Raw genomic sequence first — 22,019 nt, 5'->3', positions numbered from 1 at the left:
ATAGGAAAGAGGTTGTCTATTCAGACAACCTCTTTTTTAATCGAGTTTTAATGGTTGTACTGCAGGGCCTTCAAGTACCTCACCCTTAGCGTTAAAACGGGAACCATGGCAAGGACAATCCCATGTTTCATCAGCTTCATTCAATTTCGTTTTGCAGCCTAAATGAGTACAGGTTGGAGCAGTGGCATTCCTCATATACCCAGCTATATATTCCTTGGCAACAAAGCCTCCTACTTTCAGCATTTGCATGAATTGGGCACCGAATTTAGTACGTGATGGTGAATAAAGAGCGATAGCACCCTCTTCGATCTTTGAGCCTGTTAAAAGAGACGATAAGATATCACCAGCGACAAAGGAATTGGAGATTCCCCATTTTCGATAGCCAGTGGCAATTAGTACGTTAGGTAAGGAGTTTGTAATTCTTCCAACATAAGGGACAATATCAGGTGTTTCTATATCCTGGGCCGACCATCGATAAAGTGGCTGTTGTTCAAAATGCTCCTTCATTTCATTAGAAATAGCCTCATAATATGGCTCAGTATGAACGGTCTCGCCAGCAATGTGATTCGCCCCTCCTAATACTAAATAATTTTCCTGATTAATCGTGGCAGTACGTATCGAACGAGAAGGAAAATCTACTGATAAATATTGACCTTGCATAGTCTCAGAGGTTTTGCTTGCAACCATATAGGAGCGACTATTGGATAATTTAAAAAGTTTAAGTCCTTTAAATGCTTCGATGGGATAATGTGAACATAAAATAAGTTTATTATATTGAACCGACATATTTTTTTCGGTATATAAGTTATTTTGTGGTATGTTTAACTGCTGAACACGAGTATTTGCATAAAGTTTGGCGCCCATCTTCTGTGCCTCTTTCGCAAGAAAATTACTTACTTCAACAGGATTTATTTGTGCTTGTTGTGTTATACATAAAGCCTTTGTAATAGGGAATGGGAGCTCTGTGTCAGAGGTAAGGTTAGACTTAATGTTTAAAACCTTATAGGCATTCCATTCTTTTAATAATTGTGCATAGCCTTCTTTTGTTTGACAGTATAACAGTGAATCCACTGAACGAACGCTGTCTTGTGGGAGTATTTGTCTAGCTTTATCAATGGCTTGTTGATTCAGTTGATAATACAGCTGTGCCTCTTCTAAAGATAATTTTTCTAAAAGATTTGCATAGACAATACTATGCTGGGCTGTTAATTTTCCAGTTGAATGCCCTGTCGTACCGTGACCAAAATGGGTATTTGCTTCAAGAAGAACTACATCCACACCTGCTTTTGCTAAAGTATAGGCAGTATATAAACCAGTTAAGCCACCACCGATTATACATACATCGCATGTTGTTGAGGAAGAAAGGGAAGATAAAGAGACTGATTCAGTTGTAGCAAGCCAAAGAGATTGTGTCATATAGAAACCTCACATCGTTTTTGTGTTCAGTATGTAGAAGAACTTGAAAATTTATGCAGTGAGGCATTAAAATTGCCTTGTGATTTCAACTATCGCTACAATGTAGCAAAAGGAGTGAGTAAGAAATGAAAATTGAAATTTGGTCTGACTATGTATGCCCATTTTGTTATATTGGTAAAAAACAATTAGAGAAAGCGATTGAGGATACTGGCTATTCTGGGCAGGTGGAGCTTGTCTATAAAAGCTACCAACTAGATCCAACTACTCCAATAGATTCCCATAGTACTGTCTATGAATCATTGGCAAAGAAATATGGAATGTCCTTAGAGAAGGCAAAGGAAATGACAATGGGTGTAACGGAACGTGCAAAAGAAGTAGGGCTAAACTATGATTTTAGCAATTTGATGGAAGAGAATACGCTAAAAGCACATCGGCTTGTAAAATGGGCTGAAAAACAGGGAGATGTTACAGCTCTAGTGGAGTTACTTTTACACAGTCATTTTATTGAAGGAAAGCGTATCGGTCAAGATGATGTTTTATTAGAGATAGCTGAGAAAGTAGGACTAAAGCGTGAAGAAGTAGCTAAGGTTCTTGCCGATGATGTTTATAAAAATGAAGTAGATGCGGATATTCAAGAAGGTCTCCAGCTTGGTGTACGAGGGGTACCGTTCTTTGTCCTAAACCGTAAGTATGGTATTTCAGGTGCACAACCGCAGGAGGTATTTGAGGATACATTGCGTAAAGTTGCTGAGGAAGAGGGCTTACAACCATCGCTAAAGATGGCTGGCACAGGTGATGCGGGTATTTGTACAGACGATAACTGTAAATTTTAGCTTACTAGAGAGAGGAGTAAGGCTTTCAACTCCTTAGGATGGATGAAAGAGAGAATATTTCAGTCAAAAGTCTGAGACATGTAACATTGACATTTTAGATGAAATTTTTTAAGATAAACACATATCTTGAATTCGAGATATTAGATTTTGAAATTTAAGGGAGATTTTATATAATGAACGTTTTAGTAGTAAAAGCTAACAACCGTCCAGACGGTATTTCAACAACAATGTATGATACTTTCATGGAAAATGTACAAGGTGCCAACGTAACAACTTTTGACGTATTTGCAGAAGATATGCCTTATTTTGGACAAGATCTTTTCAATGCTTTTGGTAAAGTACAAAATGGTGGAGAGTTAACAGACATTGAATCACGTCTATTAGCTGCAAAACAAAAAGCAATGGATGCATTAACTGCAGCTGATTTAGTTGTATTTGCATTCCCACTATGGAACTTAACAATTCCAGCACCTTTACAAACATTTATTGACTATGTATACCAAGCAGGATTCACATTCAAATATGGCGAAAATGGTCAATTAATTAGCTTAATGACTGACAAAAAAGCGATTATTTTAAATGCTCGTGGTGGCTACTATTCATCACCTGAAGCTCAACCAATGGAAATGTCAGTAAACTACATTAAAAACGTAGTAGGTGGCGTATTCGGGATGAAAGTTATTGAAGAAGTGATTATTGAAGGTCACAATGCTTCACCAGATAAAGCGCAAGAAATTATTGCAAATGGCCTAGAAGAAGTGAAAAAGGTTGCTCAATCACTACAAACTGTGAATGCATAAAAATTATTTTTTATTAAAAGTCCTCTCAATTTTGGGAGGACCTTTTTTATTTTGTCAACAGATGTATGGTGTGGTATGGAGGTAGGACATATTGACAGTAACTAATTATTTTGAATTTACATTTACTAACATCCTATTTAATAGAAAAATAAAGAATGGTAGAAATCTATGATTTGGAGGGAAAGTAATTAACCATTCTTTTAAAAATACATATAATTAGGACTATATATTCAGTAAAAATTAGAATGGTTTTAATATAATAGAATTTGTAGGAAAATACTAGATTATTAAGGAGGTTGTTGTATGTATAAGAAATTAATAACTAATTTCTTGACGACGTTACTAGTCCTTTTCGCGTTTATACCATTTGGAATTTCTGCTGATGCTGCTTCCAATGATGTAACACGCGCAGATTATGTAAAAGAATTAGTAGAAAATTTAGATGTAGAGATAGGTGACGGCTCTTCGCTTGCCTTTAAGGATGTCTCTAAGGATTTAGCACCTTATGTAGAAAAAGCTGTTCAATTAAAACTTATTAAAGGTAAAACAGCAACGACATTTGGTCCAGCTGACAAATTAACACGTCAACAAGCATTTGTTATTTCTGCTCGCGGACTAGTTAGTGAAAACGCTTCCCTCACAGTTTTAGAACAATTCAAGGATGCAGATCAAATTGCAGCGGCATATAAACAAGATTTAGCGAATGCTGTTGCTGCAAACATTTTACAAGCATTTGAGGATAATACTATTCGTCCTCGTGACTATGTGACAAAGGAACAGATGGAGAGTATTGTGGAGCGCTTTGTAGCAGAATATAAAGCACCTTCAACTGACGTATCAGTTGATCTTCAGATTTTAGGGACAACAGATATTCATACCAATTTAGCTAATTACAATTACTATTTAGATGCTCCATCAGCAGAGCTTGGTTTGGCTAATACAGCCACACTAATTGAGCAAGCAAGAGCAAAAAATCCAAACACATTACTATTTGATAATGGCGATTTAATTCAAGGCACACCACTTGGCTCATATAAAGCATTAGAAAGTGTTTTAAAGCCTGGTGAAGTTCATCCAGCAATTGCTGCACTTAATGCATTGAAATACGATGGTGGAACTTTAGGAAATCATGAATTTAACTATGGTCTAGACTTTTTAGATGAAGTGTTAAACGATGCAAAGTATCCAGTCGTAAATGCTAATACCTATGATGCAAAAACAAAAGAACGCATGTTTACACCTTATGTCATTCTTGATAAAGAAGTGGTAGATAGTTCAGGTAAAAAGCATACACTTAAAGTTGGTGTAACAGGGATTGTTCCAACGAAAATTGTTGAATGGGATGCCATTCATTTAGCAGGTAAAGTTGAAATGCAAGAGCCAGTAGAAGCTGTGAAAGAAGTAGTACCAGAAATGCAAAAGGCTGGAGCAGACGTGATTGTCGTTCTGTCACATTCAGGTATCGGTGAAGATACTTATGTGAAGGGTGCTGAAAATGTTGGTTACCAATTAGCAGAAATTGATGGTATTGATGCTTTAATTACAGGACACTCTCATTTAACATTCCCTGGTGACTATAAGGATTTGAAAGATGTTGATCAAGAAAAGGGTACAATTCACGGTGTTCCTACTGTTATGGCAGGTAGCTATGGTAGTCATCTTGGTGTAATTGATTTAAAACTAGAACAACAAGGGTCTGAGTGGGTAGTGGTAGATGGTAAAGGTTCATTGCAATCGATCAAACAAGAAGGTTTACAACCATCCACAACGGTTTTAGAAGCTATTAAAGAGGCACATGATGGCACATTAACGTATATCCGTCAGCCTGTTGGAGAAACAACTGCACCAATCCATAGTTATTTTTCAATGGTGCAAGATGATCCATCCATTCAAATCGTAACACAAGCTCAAAAATGGTTTATCGAACAAGAGCTAAAGGGTACGGCTGATGAAAAGACACCCATTCTTTCGGCTGGGGCACCTTTCAAAGCAGGATCTCGTAATAATCCATTAGATTATACAAATATTCCTGTAGGACCACTTGCTATTAAAAATATGGCTGACATTTATCATTATGACAATACTGTTGCTACGATTAAAGTGACAGGCGCACAAGCAATCGAGTGGTTAGAGATGGCTGCTGGTATTTTTGCAACAATTGATCCGACTAAAACAGAAGAGCAAAATATTATCGATGCAGAAGCTCGTTCATATAACTTTGATGTGTTAGATGGCTTAACATATCAAATTGATGTTACATCGCCGGCAAAATATGACCGACGCGGTAATCTTACTGATGAAAAGGCAAATCGAATTAAGAATGTACAATATAATGGTAAACCAATTGATTTGAAACAAGAGTTCATCATCATTACAAACAATTATCGTGTTGGTGGATCATATGGGGCGACATTTAAAAATGCTGACGGCTCTAACATAACAAACTATGCTTATGAAAATCGACAAGCTGTTGTAGATTATATTATGGCGAATAAAACAATTAACCCAGCTGCGGATAATAACTGGTCATTTGTATCGTTCCCAGCCAATACAAAGGTTATCTACCTATCTGCAAAAGATGCACAAAAGTTCATTCCAGCAGGTAGTGGTATTGAATATTTAGAAGATACAGAAGCTGGATTTGCTAAATATTTAATTAAATAAAAGAATAGGAAAAGGAGAGTAACGATAATCGCTACTCTCCTTTTTTATGTCTGTTGAATGAATGATACCGTGTACCTTGATAGGTTAAAATGCCAAGATCACCTTCTACAAGCTGACCATAATCGTAGCCATTCATCTTTAGTTCATGCCGTTCACCGTTTTGCTCTTCAAACGTAACGTAATAGGACGTAGATGCCCCAGTATTGTTAGATCCGCCACGTATATTCGTACGCTTTGTCACAACCTTAGCGGGTACTGTTAAAATTGGTGAACGGTTGTTTTTAGACCAAGTGATAATACCGTTTACAATCATAAAGGCTATGCTCCCAAAAACAATAAAGAAGATGATGGTAATAAAAGCGGAGCCAAATAAAAAATCATTATCAAACCAAAACATAAATTCCTCCCTTTCTTTAAGGTAGCAACAATACTTAAATAGGATTTAATTCAAGATCTACTATCACGTCTATTTCATCGCTAATCAATACACCACCTGTTTCTAAAAAGGTATTGTAGACTAGATTAAAATCACGACGATCAATTTGGGCTTTAGCTTGGAAGCCAAAAACTTCTTGTGCCCATGGATTCACACCTTTTCCTGTATATACTGTTGTAAATACGATAGGTCTTGTTATGTTTTTGATGGTTAAATCACCATGAATAGCAAAATTTTTATCATCAAGTTTATCAATATATGTAGAGGTAAATACTATTTTGGGATAGACGTCTGCATCAAAAAAGTCAGGAGACACAAGGTGGACATCGCGATCATGATTCTTGGTGGAGACACTAGCCACTGTAATCGTGATAGAAATAGTTGCATCCTGCATTTGTTCGATATTGGATGCAACTATTTCACCGCTGTACGATTCAAACGTACCATGAATACGAGAAATCATCATATGTCTTACGGAAAACCCGATCGTTGAATGACTGAAATCGATAGTATATTTTTTCATTTGAAAACCTCCTAAAACAGCATTCTACAACGAATGATAAAGTAAACAAATTGCATATTCAATGAGTTTTTTATAAATGTGGAAGTATTTCCCTCTATAAAAGTGTAATCTGTGAACATGAAACAAAACATATTTAAAATGGAATAGGCATATTATTGGAAATATGTGCGTTTAATTAGGATAGCGTTTAGTCTAAGAAATTTTATGTACCCTTGTTAGATATGACCAACCTTGAAATTGTAAGTTACTTTTTGTAATTAAATATATAAAAGTTAATAGATTATTTTACGTAAATAAGTTACTTCAAATTTACATTTAGTGCATTAATCGTTACAATAGGTACATAGAGGTGAAAAATTATGAATGAGACAACTTTGTGTCCTCGTTTAGCTAAAGCAATGGATTTAATCGGAAAACGATGGACGGGGTTAATATTATATCAATTACTAGATGGGCCACAGCGCTTTAATGAAATCGAATCTGCACTACCTGTCAGTGGACGTTTATTATCAGAACGTTTGAAGGAGCTTGAAAAAGAGGGGCTTGTTGAACGTAAAGTATATTCAGAAGTACCGGTACGCGTTGAGTATTCATTAACAGATAAAGGTCAGGCACTTGAAGGTGCTATCCGTAATATCGAAACATGGGCAAGTAGTTGGCTCTAAGGTGAATAGATTATTTTACTAGATAATACAATGAAATAGTGTGCTAAAAACGACACTTGGAATGACTGTCAATTTTCTTTATAATATTCATCATCTCTGCACAGGTCTTACCTGTCTTTTAATTATGAGATAAAAATACCCTTCATTTTACTTGTCAAATTGGGGTTGTAAATCCATACTGGTGTAGAGTAAGAAGGACGTTAGAAAGGAATTAGCTCTCATGACAAAAGAACAATGGGCGATGGATTTAGCGAAAAGTGTTAATCCTGCCAATATTAAGTTAAATGAATCATTACAGCAATACACAATGACAAAATTAGGTGGCAAAGCAGATGTTTTTGTTCTTCCTGAAACAGAAGAAGAGGCAGCATCCGTTATTCGCTATGCATATATAAATAATATTCCTTTATTAATGTTAGGTAACGGATCTAATATGGTTGTTCGAGATGGCGGTCATAGAGGAATCGTTGTAACATTTTCTCGCTTAGATGAGATTCGTATTACTGGTGAGCATGTGTATGCACAAAGTGGTGCACTGATCAAAGATGTATCGAAGCTATCAGCGCAAGCATCCTTAACAGGTTTTGAATTTGCATGTGGTATTCCTGGATCAATTGGCGGAGCAATGGCTATGAACGCAGGTGCATATGGCGGGGAGATTAAAGATATTATTGTTTCATCGAAGGTGTTAACAAAAGAAGGGGACATTTTAATATTAGGTAAAGAAGAACTTGAGCTAGGATACCGACAAAGCATTATTGCCAAAAAGGGTTATTATGTGCTGTCCTCTGAATTTCAATTAGCAGTAGGTGTACAGGAGGAAATTGATGCGAAGATTGCTGATTTAACCTTCCAACGTGAATCAAAACAGCCTTTAGAATATCCATCTGCTGGAAGTGTATTTAAACGCCCGCCTGGACATTTTGCTGGAAAACTTATTCAGGATAGTGGCCTACAAGGTAAAGGTGTTGGTGATGCTGAAGTCTCTACCAAGCATGCAGGATTTATTGTCAACAAAGGAAATGCTACTGCTTCAGACTATATTGAGACAATCCAAATGGTTCAACGTGTAGTGAAAGAAAAATTTGGCGTTGAATTAGAGACGGAAGTTAAAATTGTTGGTGACGATCTATAATAGGATGCCCTTCGCATAAGCCGAAGGGCGTTTTTTTAGGAGTGTGGATAAAATGAAATTTATATCATGGAATGTTAATGGGATACGAGCATGTCTCGGTAAAGGCTTTTTAGAGTTCTTTCATCAAATAGATGCTGATTTCTTTTGTATCCAAGAAACAAAATGTCAAGCTGGACAAGTAGTGCTCTCTATCGAAGGTTATGAACAGTATTGGAATTACGCGCAGAAAAAAGGGTATTCCGGAACAGCAATCTTCACGAAGCACACGCCATTGTCTGTTAAGTATGGAGTGGGCGCCGAAGATTCTCAGGATGAAGGTAGAATTATAACTTTAGAATATAAGAATTTCTATTTAGTAAATGTTTATACACCAAATGCACAACGTGATTTAGCGAGATTACCACTACGTTTACAATGGGAGGATCGTTTGGCTAACTATTTACAAGAACTAAATTGTCAGAAGCCAGTGGTTTATTGTGGTGATCTAAATGTTGCACACACGGAAATTGATTTAAAAAATGCAAAATCTAATATTGGAAATTCGGGCTTTACATATGAAGAGAGAGCAAAATTTTCAGCGTTATTGGAAAGTGGTTTTGTAGATTCGTTTAGATACAAGCATCCTGAGGAAACTGACCACTACACATGGTGGTCCTATATGAATAAAGTGCGTGAACGTAATATTGGTTGGCGTATCGATTATTTTGTTGTATCAAATCAATTGAAGGAACAAATTGAAAGCGCAACAATTCACCCACACATTATGGGCAGTGATCATTGTCCAATTGAATTGCAATTACAATGCTAGTACTTAAATCGTATTTTCTAAATGGAAATACGATTTTTTTGTATTTATAAATTAATAAGGTGACTTTTAAAAATGTGAGGTGTGGTAATTTTCAGGGGAGATGGCTCGAAAGTGAGGAGTCGCTGCTCCAATCATGTGGGAATCCGCTTCCACCACATAAGGACGGCTTCATGAGAGAGGATAAAAAGAAAATATACTCTAGAGAATCATCATATCTTTATGAATGCGAATTTTTAACATTACTCAGTAGCCTCCATAATCTCTATTGTTTATACTATTCTAATAGCGAATAAATATAAAATTTTGTATTTAGAGACAATTTTATATACATAAAGTAAGAAATTTCGCTAAAAAATTTACGTTTCAAAGCGGGTTTGGGAAGGGAGTACGGGAATATAGTGCAAAGAGGGGGTTATTCAGTGGGGAAGAGAAAGTTTAATTGGAAAAAGTGGCTCATTGTCATAGCTGGGATAATAGCTGCTTTGGCTCTTGTGGCTTTTATTGGATTTACATGGTTTATGAATAAATCTAAGCCGGTGATTGATGGTGAGTTAGCTGTTACTATTCTGGATCAGGATGTGACAGTCACGAGAGATGAAAAAGGGGTTCCACATATTTTTGCCAAAACAGATGCTGATTTATATCGTGCGCAAGGTTATGTCCAAGCGCAAGATAGACTATTTCAAATGGACTTAGCACGAAGGCAGGCAAGTGGTCGATTATCTGAAATTATTGGAGAAGCAACGATTAATACCGACAAACATTTCCGTACATTTAGCTTGAGAAATGCTGCAGAGATATCATTAGCTGCCTATGATGACGAAAGCAAACAAGTACTTGAATGGTATGCTGAAGGAGTAAATGCTTTTATTGCACAGGCAAAGGAAAGCAATACACTAAGCTATGAATTTGCCTTGTTAGGCTATGAACCAGAGGAGTGGACAGTTGTTGATTCCTTAACAATTGGTAAATATATGGCCTATGATTTGGGTGGGAATTGGAATACATTAGCTTTTCGTCATTGGGCATTACAGAATTTTGATGAAGAAAAGGCAAAAGAATTATTTATTAAATATCCAGAAAATGCTTCGGCGATTATCGAGGCCAATATCCAAAATCCTGTAACAGTAGCTGGGCAATTCAGTGCGGAAATGCTACCAAACGAATTTAATGGAAGTAATAACTGGGTAGTTTCAGGTGATAAAACGAAATCAGGAACGCCTATTTTAGCAGATGACCCACATTTAGGGTTAAGCACCCCTTCTATTTGGTATCAAATGCATCTGCAATCACCACAGCAAAATGTTAGTGGCGTTATCTTTGCAGGGATTCCAGGTATTATATTAGGCCATAATGATGAAATTGCTTGGGGAGTAACCAATGTGGGTCCAGATGTACAGGATTTATATATTGAAATACCAAATCCAGATGATCCAACACAATTCAGATACGATGGAAAGTGGGAACAAGCAGAGGTACGCGACGAATCAATTAAGGTAAAAGATGGAGAAACGGTAGATTTTGAAGTCGTTGTTACACGTCACGGCCCTATAATGACAGATTTAGCTTTTAAAGATACAGAGCCAACCGCACAATTTTCGATGCAGTGGACAGCACTACAACCGACAGCTGAACTAAGAGCAGTGCTTGGTTTTAATAAGGCAAAAACTTGGGGTGATTTCGAAAAAGCTTTAGAAGACTTTAAAGCGCCAGCACAAAATTTTGTATTTGCATCAAAGGACGGTACGATTGCTTATAAAGCTAATGGTCAAATACCTATTCGTAAGCAAGGTGAAGGCCAATTACCAGTTCCAGGTGATTCGAGTGATTATGGCTGGGAGGGCTTTATACCATGGGGTGAATTACCAACTCTAGTAAATCCAAAAGAAGGTTTTATTGCAACCGCAAATAACCAAGTAATAGGAGAGGACTACCCTTATCACATCACTGATTTCTGGGCGCAACCTTATCGTTTCGAAAGAATTAAAGAAGTGTTAGAGGCAAATGATGCGATTACAGTAGACGATATGATGGCTTTGCAAATGGATCAGCACAATCTCTATGCAAGAGAATTTCTGCCTGATTTATTAACATCGATAAAAGAAAAAGATCGGGATGGGAAGTACGCTGAGATTATGGCCATGCTAGAGAAGTGGGATATGGTGGATGGAAAGGAATCAGGTGCACCACTTGTGTTCCATACATTAATGATTAAGTTACAGGAAGTTTTGTTTAAAGATCAAATGCCTGAAGATATGTATGGCATCATGTATGGGAAGTTTAATATTACAGACCAGCTCTTACGTACAGCCTATTCAGGAGAGAAAAGTATTTGGGTTGAGGAGCAGGGTGGCATTGATGAAACCGTATACAAGGCATTTGAGCTAACGGTTGCACAATTAGAAAATCAATTCGGGAAGAATTCCTCGAAATGGCAATGGGGTGATTACCATCAGCTTACTTTTGACCATACACTAGGAAGTGCATCGCCTATTCTTGCAGCCTATTTTAATGCTAAAAAGGTTCCTATTGGTGGTTCGAAAGTTACCGTACAAGCAGCAGATAATGATTTAGCTGGTAATGTAGATCACGGTGCATCTTGGCGTTTTGTGGTGGATGTAGGTGATTTAAGCTCAGCCTATCATATTGTTGGCCCTGGTCAAAGTGGTCATGTGAAATCTGATTGGTATCAAGATCAGGTATTGGATTGGGCAAATGGTGATTACCATCAAACATTTATCAAACAGGAAGAGATAAAAGGGAAAACATTACAATTAATAGCGAAGTAATAAAAGGGTTAGCGTACAGAAGGTGCGCTAACTTTTTTTATTTAAGGATATACATCCTAACATTCAAATATTGGTTTGAATATGATGGAATAATATGTTACATTGAATACAATCAAACGAATATTTGAATGAGGTGAGAAAAATGCCAAAAGAAATATGTGAGGTGACGCATGTACATGAAGAAGCAGTCACAAAGGTGAAACAACAAATGCCTGATTTATCAGGTGTAGCAAAATTTTTAAAAGCATTATCTGATGAAACTAGACTTAAAATTGCCTATGCTTTAACGGTGGAAGATGAACTATGTGTTTGTGATGTTGCGACTATTATTGGTTCTTCAGTTGCTACAGCATCCCATCATTTACGCTATTTGAAAGATAATAATTTAGCAAGATCACACCGTAAAGGTAAGCAAATGTATTACTCTTTAGCGGATGAGCATGTATATCAAATTGTAACAATTGCCTACGAACATGCGAAAGAGGGGATTGCGAATGGCAGCGACGCCAATTAAACAAGAATACAGATTACAAAATTTATCCTGCGCTAGTTGTGCCGCAAAGTTTGAGAAAAATGTGAAGGCTATTCCAGAAGTACAGGATGCACAAGTGAATTTTGGTGCTTCTAAAATTACAGTAATCGGTGCTATTAGTGTAGACCAAATTGAAGAAGCAGGTGCCTTTGATGGCATTAAGGTTACACAGTCGGCAGCAAAAGCACTTGAAAATACTACACCTTTTTATCGCAAAAAGGAAAATGTTCTAGCAGGAATTTCATTGCTTTTTGTCATTCTAGGTTATCTATTTGTGGGTATGAATGGGGAATCGAACCCACTACCGATTGCCATGTTTATTATAGCTATCCTTGTGGGTGGAGTGGGTATTTTTAAAATAGGCTTCCGCAATTTAGTTCGCTTTGAATTTGATATGAAGACGCTTATGACAATCGCCATCATCGGAGCTGCTATTATCGGTGAATGGGAGGAAGCGGCAGTGGTCGTATTCTTATTTGCTGTGAGTGAGGCACTTGAAGCGTATTCAATGGATAAAGCACGTCAATCTATTCGTCAATTAATGGATATTGCTCCACCAACAGCGATTATCAAAAGAGCCCACGGTGAACACTACCATGAGGTTGAGTTACCTACGGAGGATATAGAAATAGGAGATATTTTGATTGTAAAGCCTGGGCAAAAGATTGCGATGGATGGCATAGTCATTAGTGGATTGTCTGCAGTCAATCAGGCAGCTATTACAGGTGAGTCAATTCCCGTAAATAAAACAGTAAATGATGAAGTATTTGCTGGTACTTTAAATGAAGAGGGTGCACTTGAAGTACGTGTGACAAAGCGTGTAGAAGATACTACTATCGCTAAAATAATTCATCTAGTGGAAGAAGCACAGGCAGAAAAGGCACCTTCTCAGCAATTTGTAGATCGCTTTGCAAAGTATTATACACCAGCGATTATGATTATTGCTTTTCTAGTAGCTGTAATTCCACCTTTATTAGTAGGTGATTGGCAGCATTGGATTTACCAAGGTCTAGCTGTTTTAGTGGTAGGATGTCCTTGTGCACTGGTCGTCTCTACTCCCGTTGCCATTGTTACAGCCATTGGTAATGCAGCAAGGCAAGGTGTACTGATCAAAGGTGGTGTTCATTTAGAGCAGCTAGGACATATTGAAGCTGTTGCCTTTGACAAAACAGGAACATTAACAAAAGGGCAGCCAGCAGTAACAGATATCGTAACGACTGAAAATTGGTCAGAGGACTATGTGTTACAACTAGTGGCAGCGGTAGAAAAACAGTCACAGCACCCTTTAGCTAAAGCAATTTTAAATAGATTACACGATAAAAAATTATCTGAGCTCATACCAACAGATTTCCAATCAGTAACAGGAAAAGGTGCCTATGCTACCGTTGATAATCAGATTATTTATGTAGGTAGCATGAAATGGGCTACTTCATTAACCTCTGTAGATCAAAATATAGAAAATCAGGTTAAGAATTTGCAAGAACAGGGTAAAACAGTAGTAGCAGCTGTTTCAAATAATCAACTTATTGGCCTGATTGCAATTGCTGATCAATTACGTCATGAAAGCAAGGACGTATTGAACAAATTAAATGCCTTAAAAGTAAAGCATATGGTGATGCTAACAGGCGATGCAGAGCCTACAGCGCAAGCCATTGCTACTTCATTAAAGATGACAGATGTGCGTGCTGGTTTGTTACCAGAAGAAAAATTAAAGGCGATTAAGGATTTACGTGCACAATTTGGTGCTGTAGCAATGGTTGGAGATGGTGTAAACGATGCACCAGCATTGGCTACTGCAAACGTAGGAATTGCCATGGGTGGAGCAGGAACGGATGCAGCTCTTGAGACAGCAGATATTGCCTTAATGGGTGATGATTTGACAAAGCTTCCTTACACTATTGACTTGAGCAGAAAAACATTACGTATCATTAAAGAAAATATTATATTTGCCCTAGTTTTAAAATTAATTGCATTGCTACTTGTCATACCAGGATGGTTAACATTATGGATAGCAATTTTTGCCGATATGGGTGCAACACTATTAGTTGTGTTTAATTCATTAAGACTAATTAGATCAAAAAAGTAGTAAGTAAGGTGTAGAACGATCTGAAAAGATAGGAAATTAATCTTGCTTTGACCCAAGGGATTTTATGCGAATAGATGCTACTTGTGATTCTTGAAAAAGACTTTTTTTAAGGCTATTATAGTTTCAGGAGTAATGTAACAATTAAATATAAATGAGGCGAAAGTTTGAATATGTCAGATCCTATTTTAGTAAATGTTACAGAAGAAATTGTGCGTGGTTTAGTAAGCTTTTTACTACGAGGACCAGAATATCAAACATTTTGTAAATGCGAAATCTGTGAATTAGACACGGTGGCACTTACACTAAATGCATTGCCAAGTAAGTATGTTACATCTATGGAAGCTAGAGATGAGGCATTTAAAGAAATGAATACTCCTGGAAACATTGAGCGCATTAATAAAGAAATTATTCATGCGTTACATGTGGTAAATAAGTATCCTCGACACAAAGTAGAGCCTACTTCTTAATAGAAGAGGCTCTATTTAAGTTGTAAAGGAAGTGTTTTTCTAGGCTATGTATTTTCAGTTAACTTTTAAGCCAAGCTTGTAGTAAACTAGAGAGTAAGAAAAGGAAAGAGAGGGAAAAGGATATGCCAACACCTAGTATGGAGGACCATATCGAACAAATATATTTATTAATTGCCAACAAGGGATATGCGCGAGTGTCTGACATTGCTGAAGCATTATCTGTTCTTCCTTCTTCTGTTACAAAAATGGTTCAAAAATTAGATAAAGATGGTTATTTAGTTTATGAAAAGTACCGTGGACTGACATTGACGCCTAAAGGGGATAAGCTCGGAAAGCGTCTTGTGCAGCGTCATGAATTGCTCGAGCAGTTTTTACGAATGATTGGTGTGGATGAAGAACGTATTTATGATGATGTGGAGGGAATTGAACATCATTTAAGTTGGAATTCAATCGATCGTATTGCAGATCTTGTGCAAGTAATGGAAGAAAATCCAGACATCGTGAAAAAATTAGAGGCATCTAAGACACAGCACAATCTTTAAAATGATGGTGTGAAGGAAAGGGAGACAATATGAACGCATTAAAATCAGGTGAAGTCGTTACATTAACGGTATTAGAGCAACAAGCATCAAAATGGATTTTAACAAATGGAGTTGAAGAACTACCTTTAAATGCTTCAGAGGTAACTGAGCCACTAACAGTAGGTGACCGCCTTGAAGTATTTTTATTTGCAGACCGTCGTGGAGATTTGGCTGCAACAACGTCTATTCCAGCTTTTACACAAGGTGAATACGGCTGGGCACGTGTCTTGAAAGTAGTGGAACGTGAAGGTGCTTTTGTGGATATTGGTACATCTCGTGAAGTATTAGTAAGAGCAGAGGATTTACCTGCATTAAAAGAGGTTTGGCCAGAACCAGGCGATCATTTATTTATGACACTACGTACAGATCGTAACGGTGATTTATTTGGTCGTTTAGCCACAGAGGAAAAAATTTCGGAGCTATATGAAGGTGCATTTGAAGATATGCATAATAAGAATATCCAAGCACGCCCATATCGTTTGTTACCGATTGGGACATTTTTGCTAGGTGTAGAAGTTCCTTACCGTATTTTTGTGCACGAGTCTGAGCGAAATAATGAGCCTCGATTAGGACAAGATGTAGTTGTTCGTATTATCGATGTAAAAGACGATGGTTCCATGAATGGCTCTCTTTTACCAAGAAAACATGAGCGTCTTTCAAATGATGCGCAACAAATATTAAACTATATACAGGATGTGGGCGGTAAAATGCCATTTGGTGATAAATCGTCTCCTGAAGAGATTCAAGAAATGTTTAATATGAGTAAAGGGGCATTTAAACGTGCCTTAGGAACATTAATGAAAGCTGGTAAAGTGAAACAACAGGACGGTTGGACTGAAGAAATTTAAAGGATGGTTAGTTTGACTAGCTAGCAAAACATTTACAGCAGGAAAAGTGACGAGAGACATCCTTGAAACCTTCTCGTCTTTTTTTCGTACTAATTATTGTATAGTGGCATACATTATACTTGCTAATTATGAAGTTTTAGCGAAAGGGGTCACACGATTTGAAAAAAACATGGATTAAAATACTAACTGCTACAATGTTAGTATTTGGAGTGATGGCACCAGCAACAGGATTTGCATCTGACAATACGCCTCCAAAAGCAATTGATGAAAAATTAGGTGTACCAATCGTCGTGTATGGAGCAAATTTATCTGAGGCTGAAAAAGAATCTGTGAAAAAATCATTAAAAGTAAGCGAAGAACCTGAAATTGAAGAAATTACTGTGTCTGGTGAGGATCTAGTAAAATACATTAAAGATAGTAATTCAAGCTCACGTATGTACTCTTCTGCAAAGATTACACGCAGAGATGCAGGAGAGGGTCTAGTAATACAAATTGTCACACCATCGAATATAACGCAGGTAACTTCAGAGATGTACGCAAATGCGATGTTAACAGCAGGAATTCAGGATGCATCCGTACAAGTAGCTGCACCAAAAGCCGTTACAGGGCATTCAGCATTAGTAGGTATTTACAAGGCATATGAGGTCACTACAGGGGAAACACTGGATATTGATCGTACAGATGTAGCAAACGAAGAATTATCAGTAGCAACATCCATTGCAGAATCTGCAGGGGTAGACGATGCAAAGGTTGCGGAATTACTGACAGAAATTAAAAAGCAAATTGCAGAGTTAAAGCCAGCAACACGTGAAGATGTGGAGAAAATTGTAGAAGAGCAATTAAGTAAGCTTGAAATTAATTTAAGTGAAAAGGACCGTCAATTGCTAGTAGATTTAATGGATAAAATAAGCAAGCTGGACATTGATTTTAGTAAATGGTCTGATCAATTAAATGATATCAGTAATACGATCCAAGAAAAATTCGGTTCACTTATGGAAGATAAAGGTTTCTGGGAAAGCGTAAAAAGCTTTTTTGCTAATTTAAAAGATACTATTTCTTCATGGTTTAACTAAATTTATAGTTGATAGAAAGAAAATCTGTTATACCTTCTCACTTTACTAGAGAAGGTGTACAGATTTTTTTGATTCAACAAGTGAAAAATTTTGAAGTGAGATGTTTTCGACATAGGAAAGCTAACTGATTATCTGGACATAGCTTCGCTGATTAGATAAAAGAAGCGTACACAAATTTTGTGAAAATATAAAAAGCTTATGGTACTATGAATAAAAGGAGTGGTGAGAAATGGAATTCCAATTACAACAATTAGCAGAAAATAAGTTTGCATTTTTGAATGAGCAAGCAGGGGAAAAACTAGCAGAAATTACTTGGCAGCAAAATGGCTCAGTAATGGTAATGGATCACACATATGTATCAGATAAGCTCCGTGGTCAAGGTGTGGCCAAACAATTACTCGATCAAGCAGCATCGTATGCACGCGAAAATGGTTATAAAATCAAGGCCGTTTGTTCTTATGTTGTGGCTGCATTTGAAAAATCAGATGCATACAATGACGTGAAACAATAAAAAATAAGGCAATCTGCTTTTAATTAAGCGGATTGCCTTTTAATTGCTAGAGCAAATCATGTAAATAGCTCCTTATAATAGAATGACACTATAAATTAGTACTGTTAAGAAGCCAGCCCCACCGATTAATGAAGCCATATCTATCCAATCATATGCTAAATCGAATTCTTTCATCATAACCACTCTCCTATTTTAGTAGTAATTCATTAATTCCCTTTACTTGCCTTTTATAATCATAAATAGTTACAAAATTTTGACGAATGCTAAAAATAGGGGTCCGATAACTGGACTTTAATAGGAAATCGAGTGAGATTGTCTGCATTAAAAACTAGACGAACTACAATGGATTGACGGAGTTATTACTAGATAAAAGGGCAAGTATTTATCCATACATTAATATATATGCTAGAGGGTATAAAAAAATAATGTTTATTCTTTTAAGAATAGGGAAAAACTATACTACAGAGCTAGTTTCTATACTTTTAGGAGGTTATAAACTATGGCAAAACGAAAAGGAACAGGTGTTGTCGTTGCAGGATTAGCAGGACTAGCAGCATCTTATTTCAGTAAAAAAGAGAATCGTGATAAAGCACTAACAATGTTTAATAGTATGAAAGCAAAATTAGAGTCGTATCTTACTACAGGTCCTGATATGCATGACAATATTGCAGAACGTGTAGCAACAGAGGTAGCAACAGAGGCTGGTACTTCACCAACTAAAATTGCCTCGAATGAAATGGTAGCTGAAGGTGGAGGACATACTGGTGTCCATTTCTATAATGAAGAAATTCAAGAAAAGGAAAAGTAAACAAAAAACCTTCTCATCTAAGCATGAGAAGGTCTTTTGTGTGGAATAAGGATGGCGCCTGCAAAGAGCAATAACACGAAGCCAGTAAATGCAAAGCCACTGACAGTACCAAGTGATAGCCAACCTAATAAAGAAGAGCCTATAACAACACCTAATGAGAAAAACGCATAGAAGTAGCCGTATGCTTTTCCTCGTACTTTAGCAGTTGTAGAGTCAATTAGAAGCGAATTTACTGAAGGGAATAGGAAACCGAATCCGATTCCATAGCAAGCCATAGCTGTATAGAGTAAAGAGCTAGAATTTGCTTGGCTAATTAATAGCTGGCTTATTCCCATTAAACCTATACCAAAAGACAATGTTTTAAGTGGATTAACCTTATCAAAAATACGATTAGTAGGTAATAGGAAAACAAGGACTGCAATAATTCCAAATGTACTCATTAAAGTGCCGCTTAAACGAGAGTCGAAGCCTAAGGAATGTACTTTAAGCGGGAGTAGATACGCAATAACCCCTTGGGAAAACATTAAGAAAAACGCTCCTAAAAAGGCTTTTAATGTTCCTGTGTTATTAAAGAAGACACTGATCGGAATGTAATCACTCTGTTTAGCCTTCTCTTTTTTTACTTGATTTGCCTTCAATATAAAGAACGCAAAGATACCTAGCAGAAGCATACAGCTTGCTGTGATATTGAAAACAAAGGGTACACTTGTCCGGCTAGCTAAAATGCCACTAAATGCAGGGCCTAGAATGGCTGCTATACCTACAAAGGCGCCAGAAATAGCACTGCCCTTTCCTCTTTTATCCTGCTCTGTAGCGTTCGCTAGATATGTAAAGGCAGCAGGAACAATGAAGCCTGCAACAAGGCCATGGATAAAACGTACAATTAATAAAGCAATAGGCTCTTCTACTAAATTATAAAATGTTAATGATAGACCTGTTGTTAGAAGACCTATTATGAGTATGACGAAAGGTCCTTTGCGATCCGTTAAGAAGCCAGAAATGATATTACCGAATGTATTAGAAAGCGAATACATGCCCACTGCAAGACCAGTGAGGAATGCCGATGCACCTAAAGACTCAGCATAAGTACTCATAACAGGAAGCTGAGTAAAAAGGTCGAAAAACGAAAAGAAAATAATAGCATAGATAAATTTCTTCATGGTTCCTCCGATGAAATAGAACATTATAGTCAATGATTGATATAGTCCTATTATAGCATTTTCCAATCGATAATACTTCTCACTTGTTTTTTGCGTTCACGTAAAAAAAACGTCTAATAAGTATCAACTTATTAGACGTACGACAATTTAATAATTAAGCTTTTGCAACTTCTTTTTTCATTGTTTTGTTTTTAGCGAGATTTACATGCCAAGAAAGTGCTTCCTCTAAAAGATGAGGAGTTTGGTGGTTGCCAGTTGCTTCAACTGCACGGTTATAGTAATCCCATAATTGTTCTTTGTAGTCTGGGTGTGCACAGTTTTCAATAATTAAAGGTACACGTTCTTTTGGTGCAAGACCACGTAAGTCAGCAATACCTTGTTCCGTAACGATAACATCAACGTCATGTTCAGTATGGTCAACGTGAGATACCATTGGCACGATAGAAGAAATTGCTCCACCTTTTGCGTATGATTTTGTAACAAAAATACCAAGGCGTGCGTTACGTGCGAAGTCACCTGAACCACCGATACCGTTCATCATACGAGTACCAGAAACATGCGTCGAATTAACGTTACCATAGATATCTAACTCAAGAGCTGTGTTGATTGAGATTAGACCCAAACGACGGATAAGCTCAGGGTGGTTAGAAATTTCTTGTGGACGTAAGCAAATTTTATCAGCATACTTTTCTAAATTACCATAAACTTTTTGCTGTAATTCTTCAGTAAGTGTGATTGAAGTTGCAGCGGCGAATTTAACTTTACCAGCATCGATTAAGTTAAATACAGCATCTTGAAGTACTTCAGATGCAACAATTAAATCTTCAAATTCTGAATCTGCAAAGCCATCAAGTACAGCGTTTGCTACAGAACCTACACCAGATTGCAATGGCATTAATTGGTTTGTTAAACGACCCGCTTTAATTTCATCACGGAAGAAGTCTAATAAAATGTTTGCCATCGTTTGTGTTTCTTCATCTGGAGGTACGATTAATGAAGGAGCGTCTGGCTCTTCAGAAATAACAATTGCTTTAATTTTAGCTGGATCTACTTTGATACCAATATCACCAAGGCGTTGCATAGCATCTGTCATTGGGATAGCTTCACGTTTACCTTGTTCTCCAGGTACATAAATATCATGGATACCAATTAAAGCTTCTGGATGAGAAATATTTAATTCGATAATAATATTTTCTGCATATTCTGCAAAGATAGGTGAGTTACCTACAGAGTTTGTTGGAATAATTAATCCATCTTCAGTAATAGCAACCGCTTCAAGAATTAAATACTTGATTGGTCCAATAATTCCTTGGCGCACTAGCTCCGCATTATGAGAAAGATGAGCATCTACATATAAGATATCCCCAGAATTAATTAAATTACGGATACCCGCATCACCCTGGAATGGTCCACGTTTACGAATTGCACCAGCTTCTGCTAAGTACTTATCTACTTCTGGTCCTAATGATGCACCTGTATATACATCAATTTTGAATTCTTCATTTTTTGCACGCTCAACTAATGCCATTGGAACAACTTTTGCATCCCCAGCACGAGTAAAACCACTCATCCCAACTACATCACCATTAGAAATCAGTGCTGCTGCTTCTTCAGCAGTTACAATTTTACTCTCAAGTTCTTTTAAACCTAGGCGTTTTTGAACATTTGCATCCATAAAAAAATCCTCCCCTAAATAATTTTGATGGAAACCGATTACAAAACTAGAAAAAACATTTAAGAATTTTCTGTTTATTCAGTTGTAGTATGACTCCAACCATTTGAATAATACTATCACCAAATTGTCACAAAAACTTTAGAATTAGCATTAAATTGAGTAAAAAAAGGAAAATCGAGCATTAAGATGATTTTTCGACAGAGAAAACG

Annotated in this window: 20 protein-coding genes; 15 read left to right on the top strand and 5 right to left on the bottom strand. The window is 36.9% G+C overall.

Annotated features, from left to right (window positions below; genetic code table 11):
- Window positions 1–36: 36 nt before the first annotated feature.
- The gene (locus LCP48_RS21185) at window positions 37–1,416 is read right to left on the bottom strand and encodes an FAD-dependent oxidoreductase (RefSeq protein ID WP_004231974.1); all 1,380 of its coding nucleotides are present in this window, start codon (window positions 1,414–1,416) and stop codon (window positions 37–39) included.
- A 125-nt stretch (window positions 1,417–1,541) separates the two neighbouring features.
- On the opposite strand from LCP48_RS21185, the gene LCP48_RS21180 reads away from it, so the two are divergent.
- The 3 genes from LCP48_RS21180 to LCP48_RS21170 all read left to right on the top strand — a co-directional run bounded on the left by LCP48_RS21180 (window position 1,542) and on the right by LCP48_RS21170 (window position 5,713).
- The gene (locus tag LCP48_RS21180; RefSeq protein ID WP_004231975.1) at window positions 1,542–2,249 is read left to right on the top strand and encodes a DsbA family oxidoreductase; all 708 of its coding nucleotides are present in this window, start codon (window positions 1,542–1,544) and stop codon (window positions 2,247–2,249) included.
- A 173-nt stretch (window positions 2,250–2,422) separates the two neighbouring features.
- Complete coding sequence (locus tag LCP48_RS21175) at window positions 2,423–3,049, top strand: FMN-dependent NADH-azoreductase (protein ID WP_225340497.1); 627 nt, start codon at window positions 2,423–2,425, stop codon at window positions 3,047–3,049.
- 303 nt (window positions 3,050–3,352) lie between these two features.
- Entirely contained in the window at window positions 3,353–5,713 is a 2,361-nt protein-coding gene (locus tag LCP48_RS21170) for a bifunctional 2',3'-cyclic-nucleotide 2'-phosphodiesterase/3'-nucleotidase (protein WP_009370650.1), read from the top strand.
- A gap of 31 nt (window positions 5,714–5,744) precedes the next feature.
- Here LCP48_RS21170 and LCP48_RS21165 read toward each other — a convergent pair whose 3' ends face one another.
- Both LCP48_RS21165 and LCP48_RS21160 read right to left on the bottom strand, forming a co-directional pair.
- The gene (locus LCP48_RS21165; protein ID WP_004231978.1) at window positions 5,745–6,110 is read right to left on the bottom strand and encodes a DUF2500 domain-containing protein; all 366 of its coding nucleotides are present in this window, start codon (window positions 6,108–6,110) and stop codon (window positions 5,745–5,747) included.
- A 34-nt stretch (window positions 6,111–6,144) separates the two neighbouring features.
- Complete coding sequence (locus tag LCP48_RS21160; RefSeq protein WP_004231980.1) at window positions 6,145–6,672, bottom strand: YceI family protein; 528 nt, start codon at window positions 6,670–6,672, stop codon at window positions 6,145–6,147.
- Window positions 6,673–7,031: 359 nt separating this feature from the next.
- Here LCP48_RS21160 and LCP48_RS21155 point away from each other — a divergent pair, with 359 nt between their 5' ends.
- From LCP48_RS21155 to LCP48_RS21100, 12 genes are all read left to right on the top strand, one after another.
- Entirely contained in the window at window positions 7,032–7,337 is a 306-nt protein-coding gene (locus LCP48_RS21155; RefSeq protein WP_004231981.1) for a winged helix-turn-helix transcriptional regulator, read from the top strand.
- A 220-nt stretch (window positions 7,338–7,557) separates the two neighbouring features.
- Window positions 7,558–8,472 carry a UDP-N-acetylmuramate dehydrogenase gene (gene murB, locus LCP48_RS21150; protein ID WP_004231982.1) on the top strand — a complete coding sequence of 305 codons (915 nt, stop codon included), beginning with the start codon at window positions 7,558–7,560 and terminating at the stop codon, window positions 8,470–8,472.
- Between the two features lie 52 nt (window positions 8,473–8,524).
- Window positions 8,525–9,280 (top strand): exodeoxyribonuclease III, encoded by a 756-nt coding sequence (locus tag LCP48_RS21145; RefSeq protein WP_004231983.1) that lies wholly within the window; start codon window positions 8,525–8,527, stop codon window positions 9,278–9,280.
- A 419-nt stretch (window positions 9,281–9,699) separates the two neighbouring features.
- Entirely contained in the window at window positions 9,700–12,069 is a 2,370-nt protein-coding gene (locus LCP48_RS21140) for a penicillin acylase family protein (protein ID WP_004231984.1), read from the top strand.
- Between the two features lie 142 nt (window positions 12,070–12,211).
- Window positions 12,212–12,583 (top strand): ArsR/SmtB family transcription factor, encoded by a 372-nt coding sequence (locus LCP48_RS21135; RefSeq protein WP_004231987.1) that lies wholly within the window; start codon window positions 12,212–12,214, stop codon window positions 12,581–12,583.
- Complete coding sequence (locus LCP48_RS21130; RefSeq protein WP_004231989.1) at window positions 12,564–14,687, top strand: heavy metal translocating P-type ATPase; 2,124 nt, start codon at window positions 12,564–12,566, stop codon at window positions 14,685–14,687. The genes LCP48_RS21135 and LCP48_RS21130 overlap by 20 nt, the downstream gene beginning before the upstream one ends.
- A gap of 170 nt (window positions 14,688–14,857) precedes the next feature.
- Window positions 14,858–15,154, top strand: coding sequence for a late competence development ComFB family protein (locus LCP48_RS21125; RefSeq protein WP_004231991.1), 297 nt, complete (start codon window positions 14,858–14,860; stop codon window positions 15,152–15,154).
- 122 nt (window positions 15,155–15,276) lie between these two features.
- Entirely contained in the window at window positions 15,277–15,696 is a 420-nt protein-coding gene (gene mntR / locus LCP48_RS21120; RefSeq protein WP_004231993.1) for a transcriptional regulator MntR, read from the top strand.
- Between the two features lie 29 nt (window positions 15,697–15,725).
- On the top strand, window positions 15,726–16,583 hold the full coding sequence (locus LCP48_RS21115) for a CvfB family protein (protein ID WP_004231994.1): 858 nt from the start codon (window positions 15,726–15,728) through the stop codon (window positions 16,581–16,583).
- Between the two features lie 158 nt (window positions 16,584–16,741).
- Window positions 16,742–17,656 (top strand): DUF1002 domain-containing protein, encoded by a 915-nt coding sequence (locus tag LCP48_RS21110; protein WP_004231995.1) that lies wholly within the window; start codon window positions 16,742–16,744, stop codon window positions 17,654–17,656.
- Between the two features lie 229 nt (window positions 17,657–17,885).
- Window positions 17,886–18,167, top strand: coding sequence for a GNAT family N-acetyltransferase (locus LCP48_RS21105; RefSeq protein ID WP_004231997.1), 282 nt, complete (start codon window positions 17,886–17,888; stop codon window positions 18,165–18,167).
- 499 nt (window positions 18,168–18,666) lie between these two features.
- On the top strand, window positions 18,667–18,975 hold the full coding sequence (locus LCP48_RS21100) for a hypothetical protein (protein WP_004232000.1): 309 nt from the start codon (window positions 18,667–18,669) through the stop codon (window positions 18,973–18,975).
- 17 nt (window positions 18,976–18,992) lie between these two features.
- Here the strand turns inward: LCP48_RS21100 and LCP48_RS21095 are convergent, their stop codons facing one another.
- Together LCP48_RS21095 and LCP48_RS21090 are read right to left on the bottom strand one after the other, a co-directional pair.
- Entirely contained in the window at window positions 18,993–20,135 is a 1,143-nt protein-coding gene (locus LCP48_RS21095) for an MFS transporter (RefSeq protein WP_004232001.1), read from the bottom strand.
- A gap of 154 nt (window positions 20,136–20,289) precedes the next feature.
- Window positions 20,290–21,810, bottom strand: coding sequence for a succinyl-CoA:acetate CoA-transferase ScpC (locus tag LCP48_RS21090; protein WP_004232003.1), 1,521 nt, complete (start codon window positions 21,808–21,810; stop codon window positions 20,290–20,292).
- Window positions 21,811–22,019 lie beyond the last annotated feature (209 nt).

Source organism: Lysinibacillus capsici (genome assembly GCF_020217405.1).
GTDB lineage: Bacteria > Bacillota > Bacilli > Bacillales_A > Planococcaceae > Lysinibacillus > Lysinibacillus capsici.
Note: the sequence above shows the minus strand (reverse complement) of the source record. Positions and strands in the feature narration are given on the sequence as shown.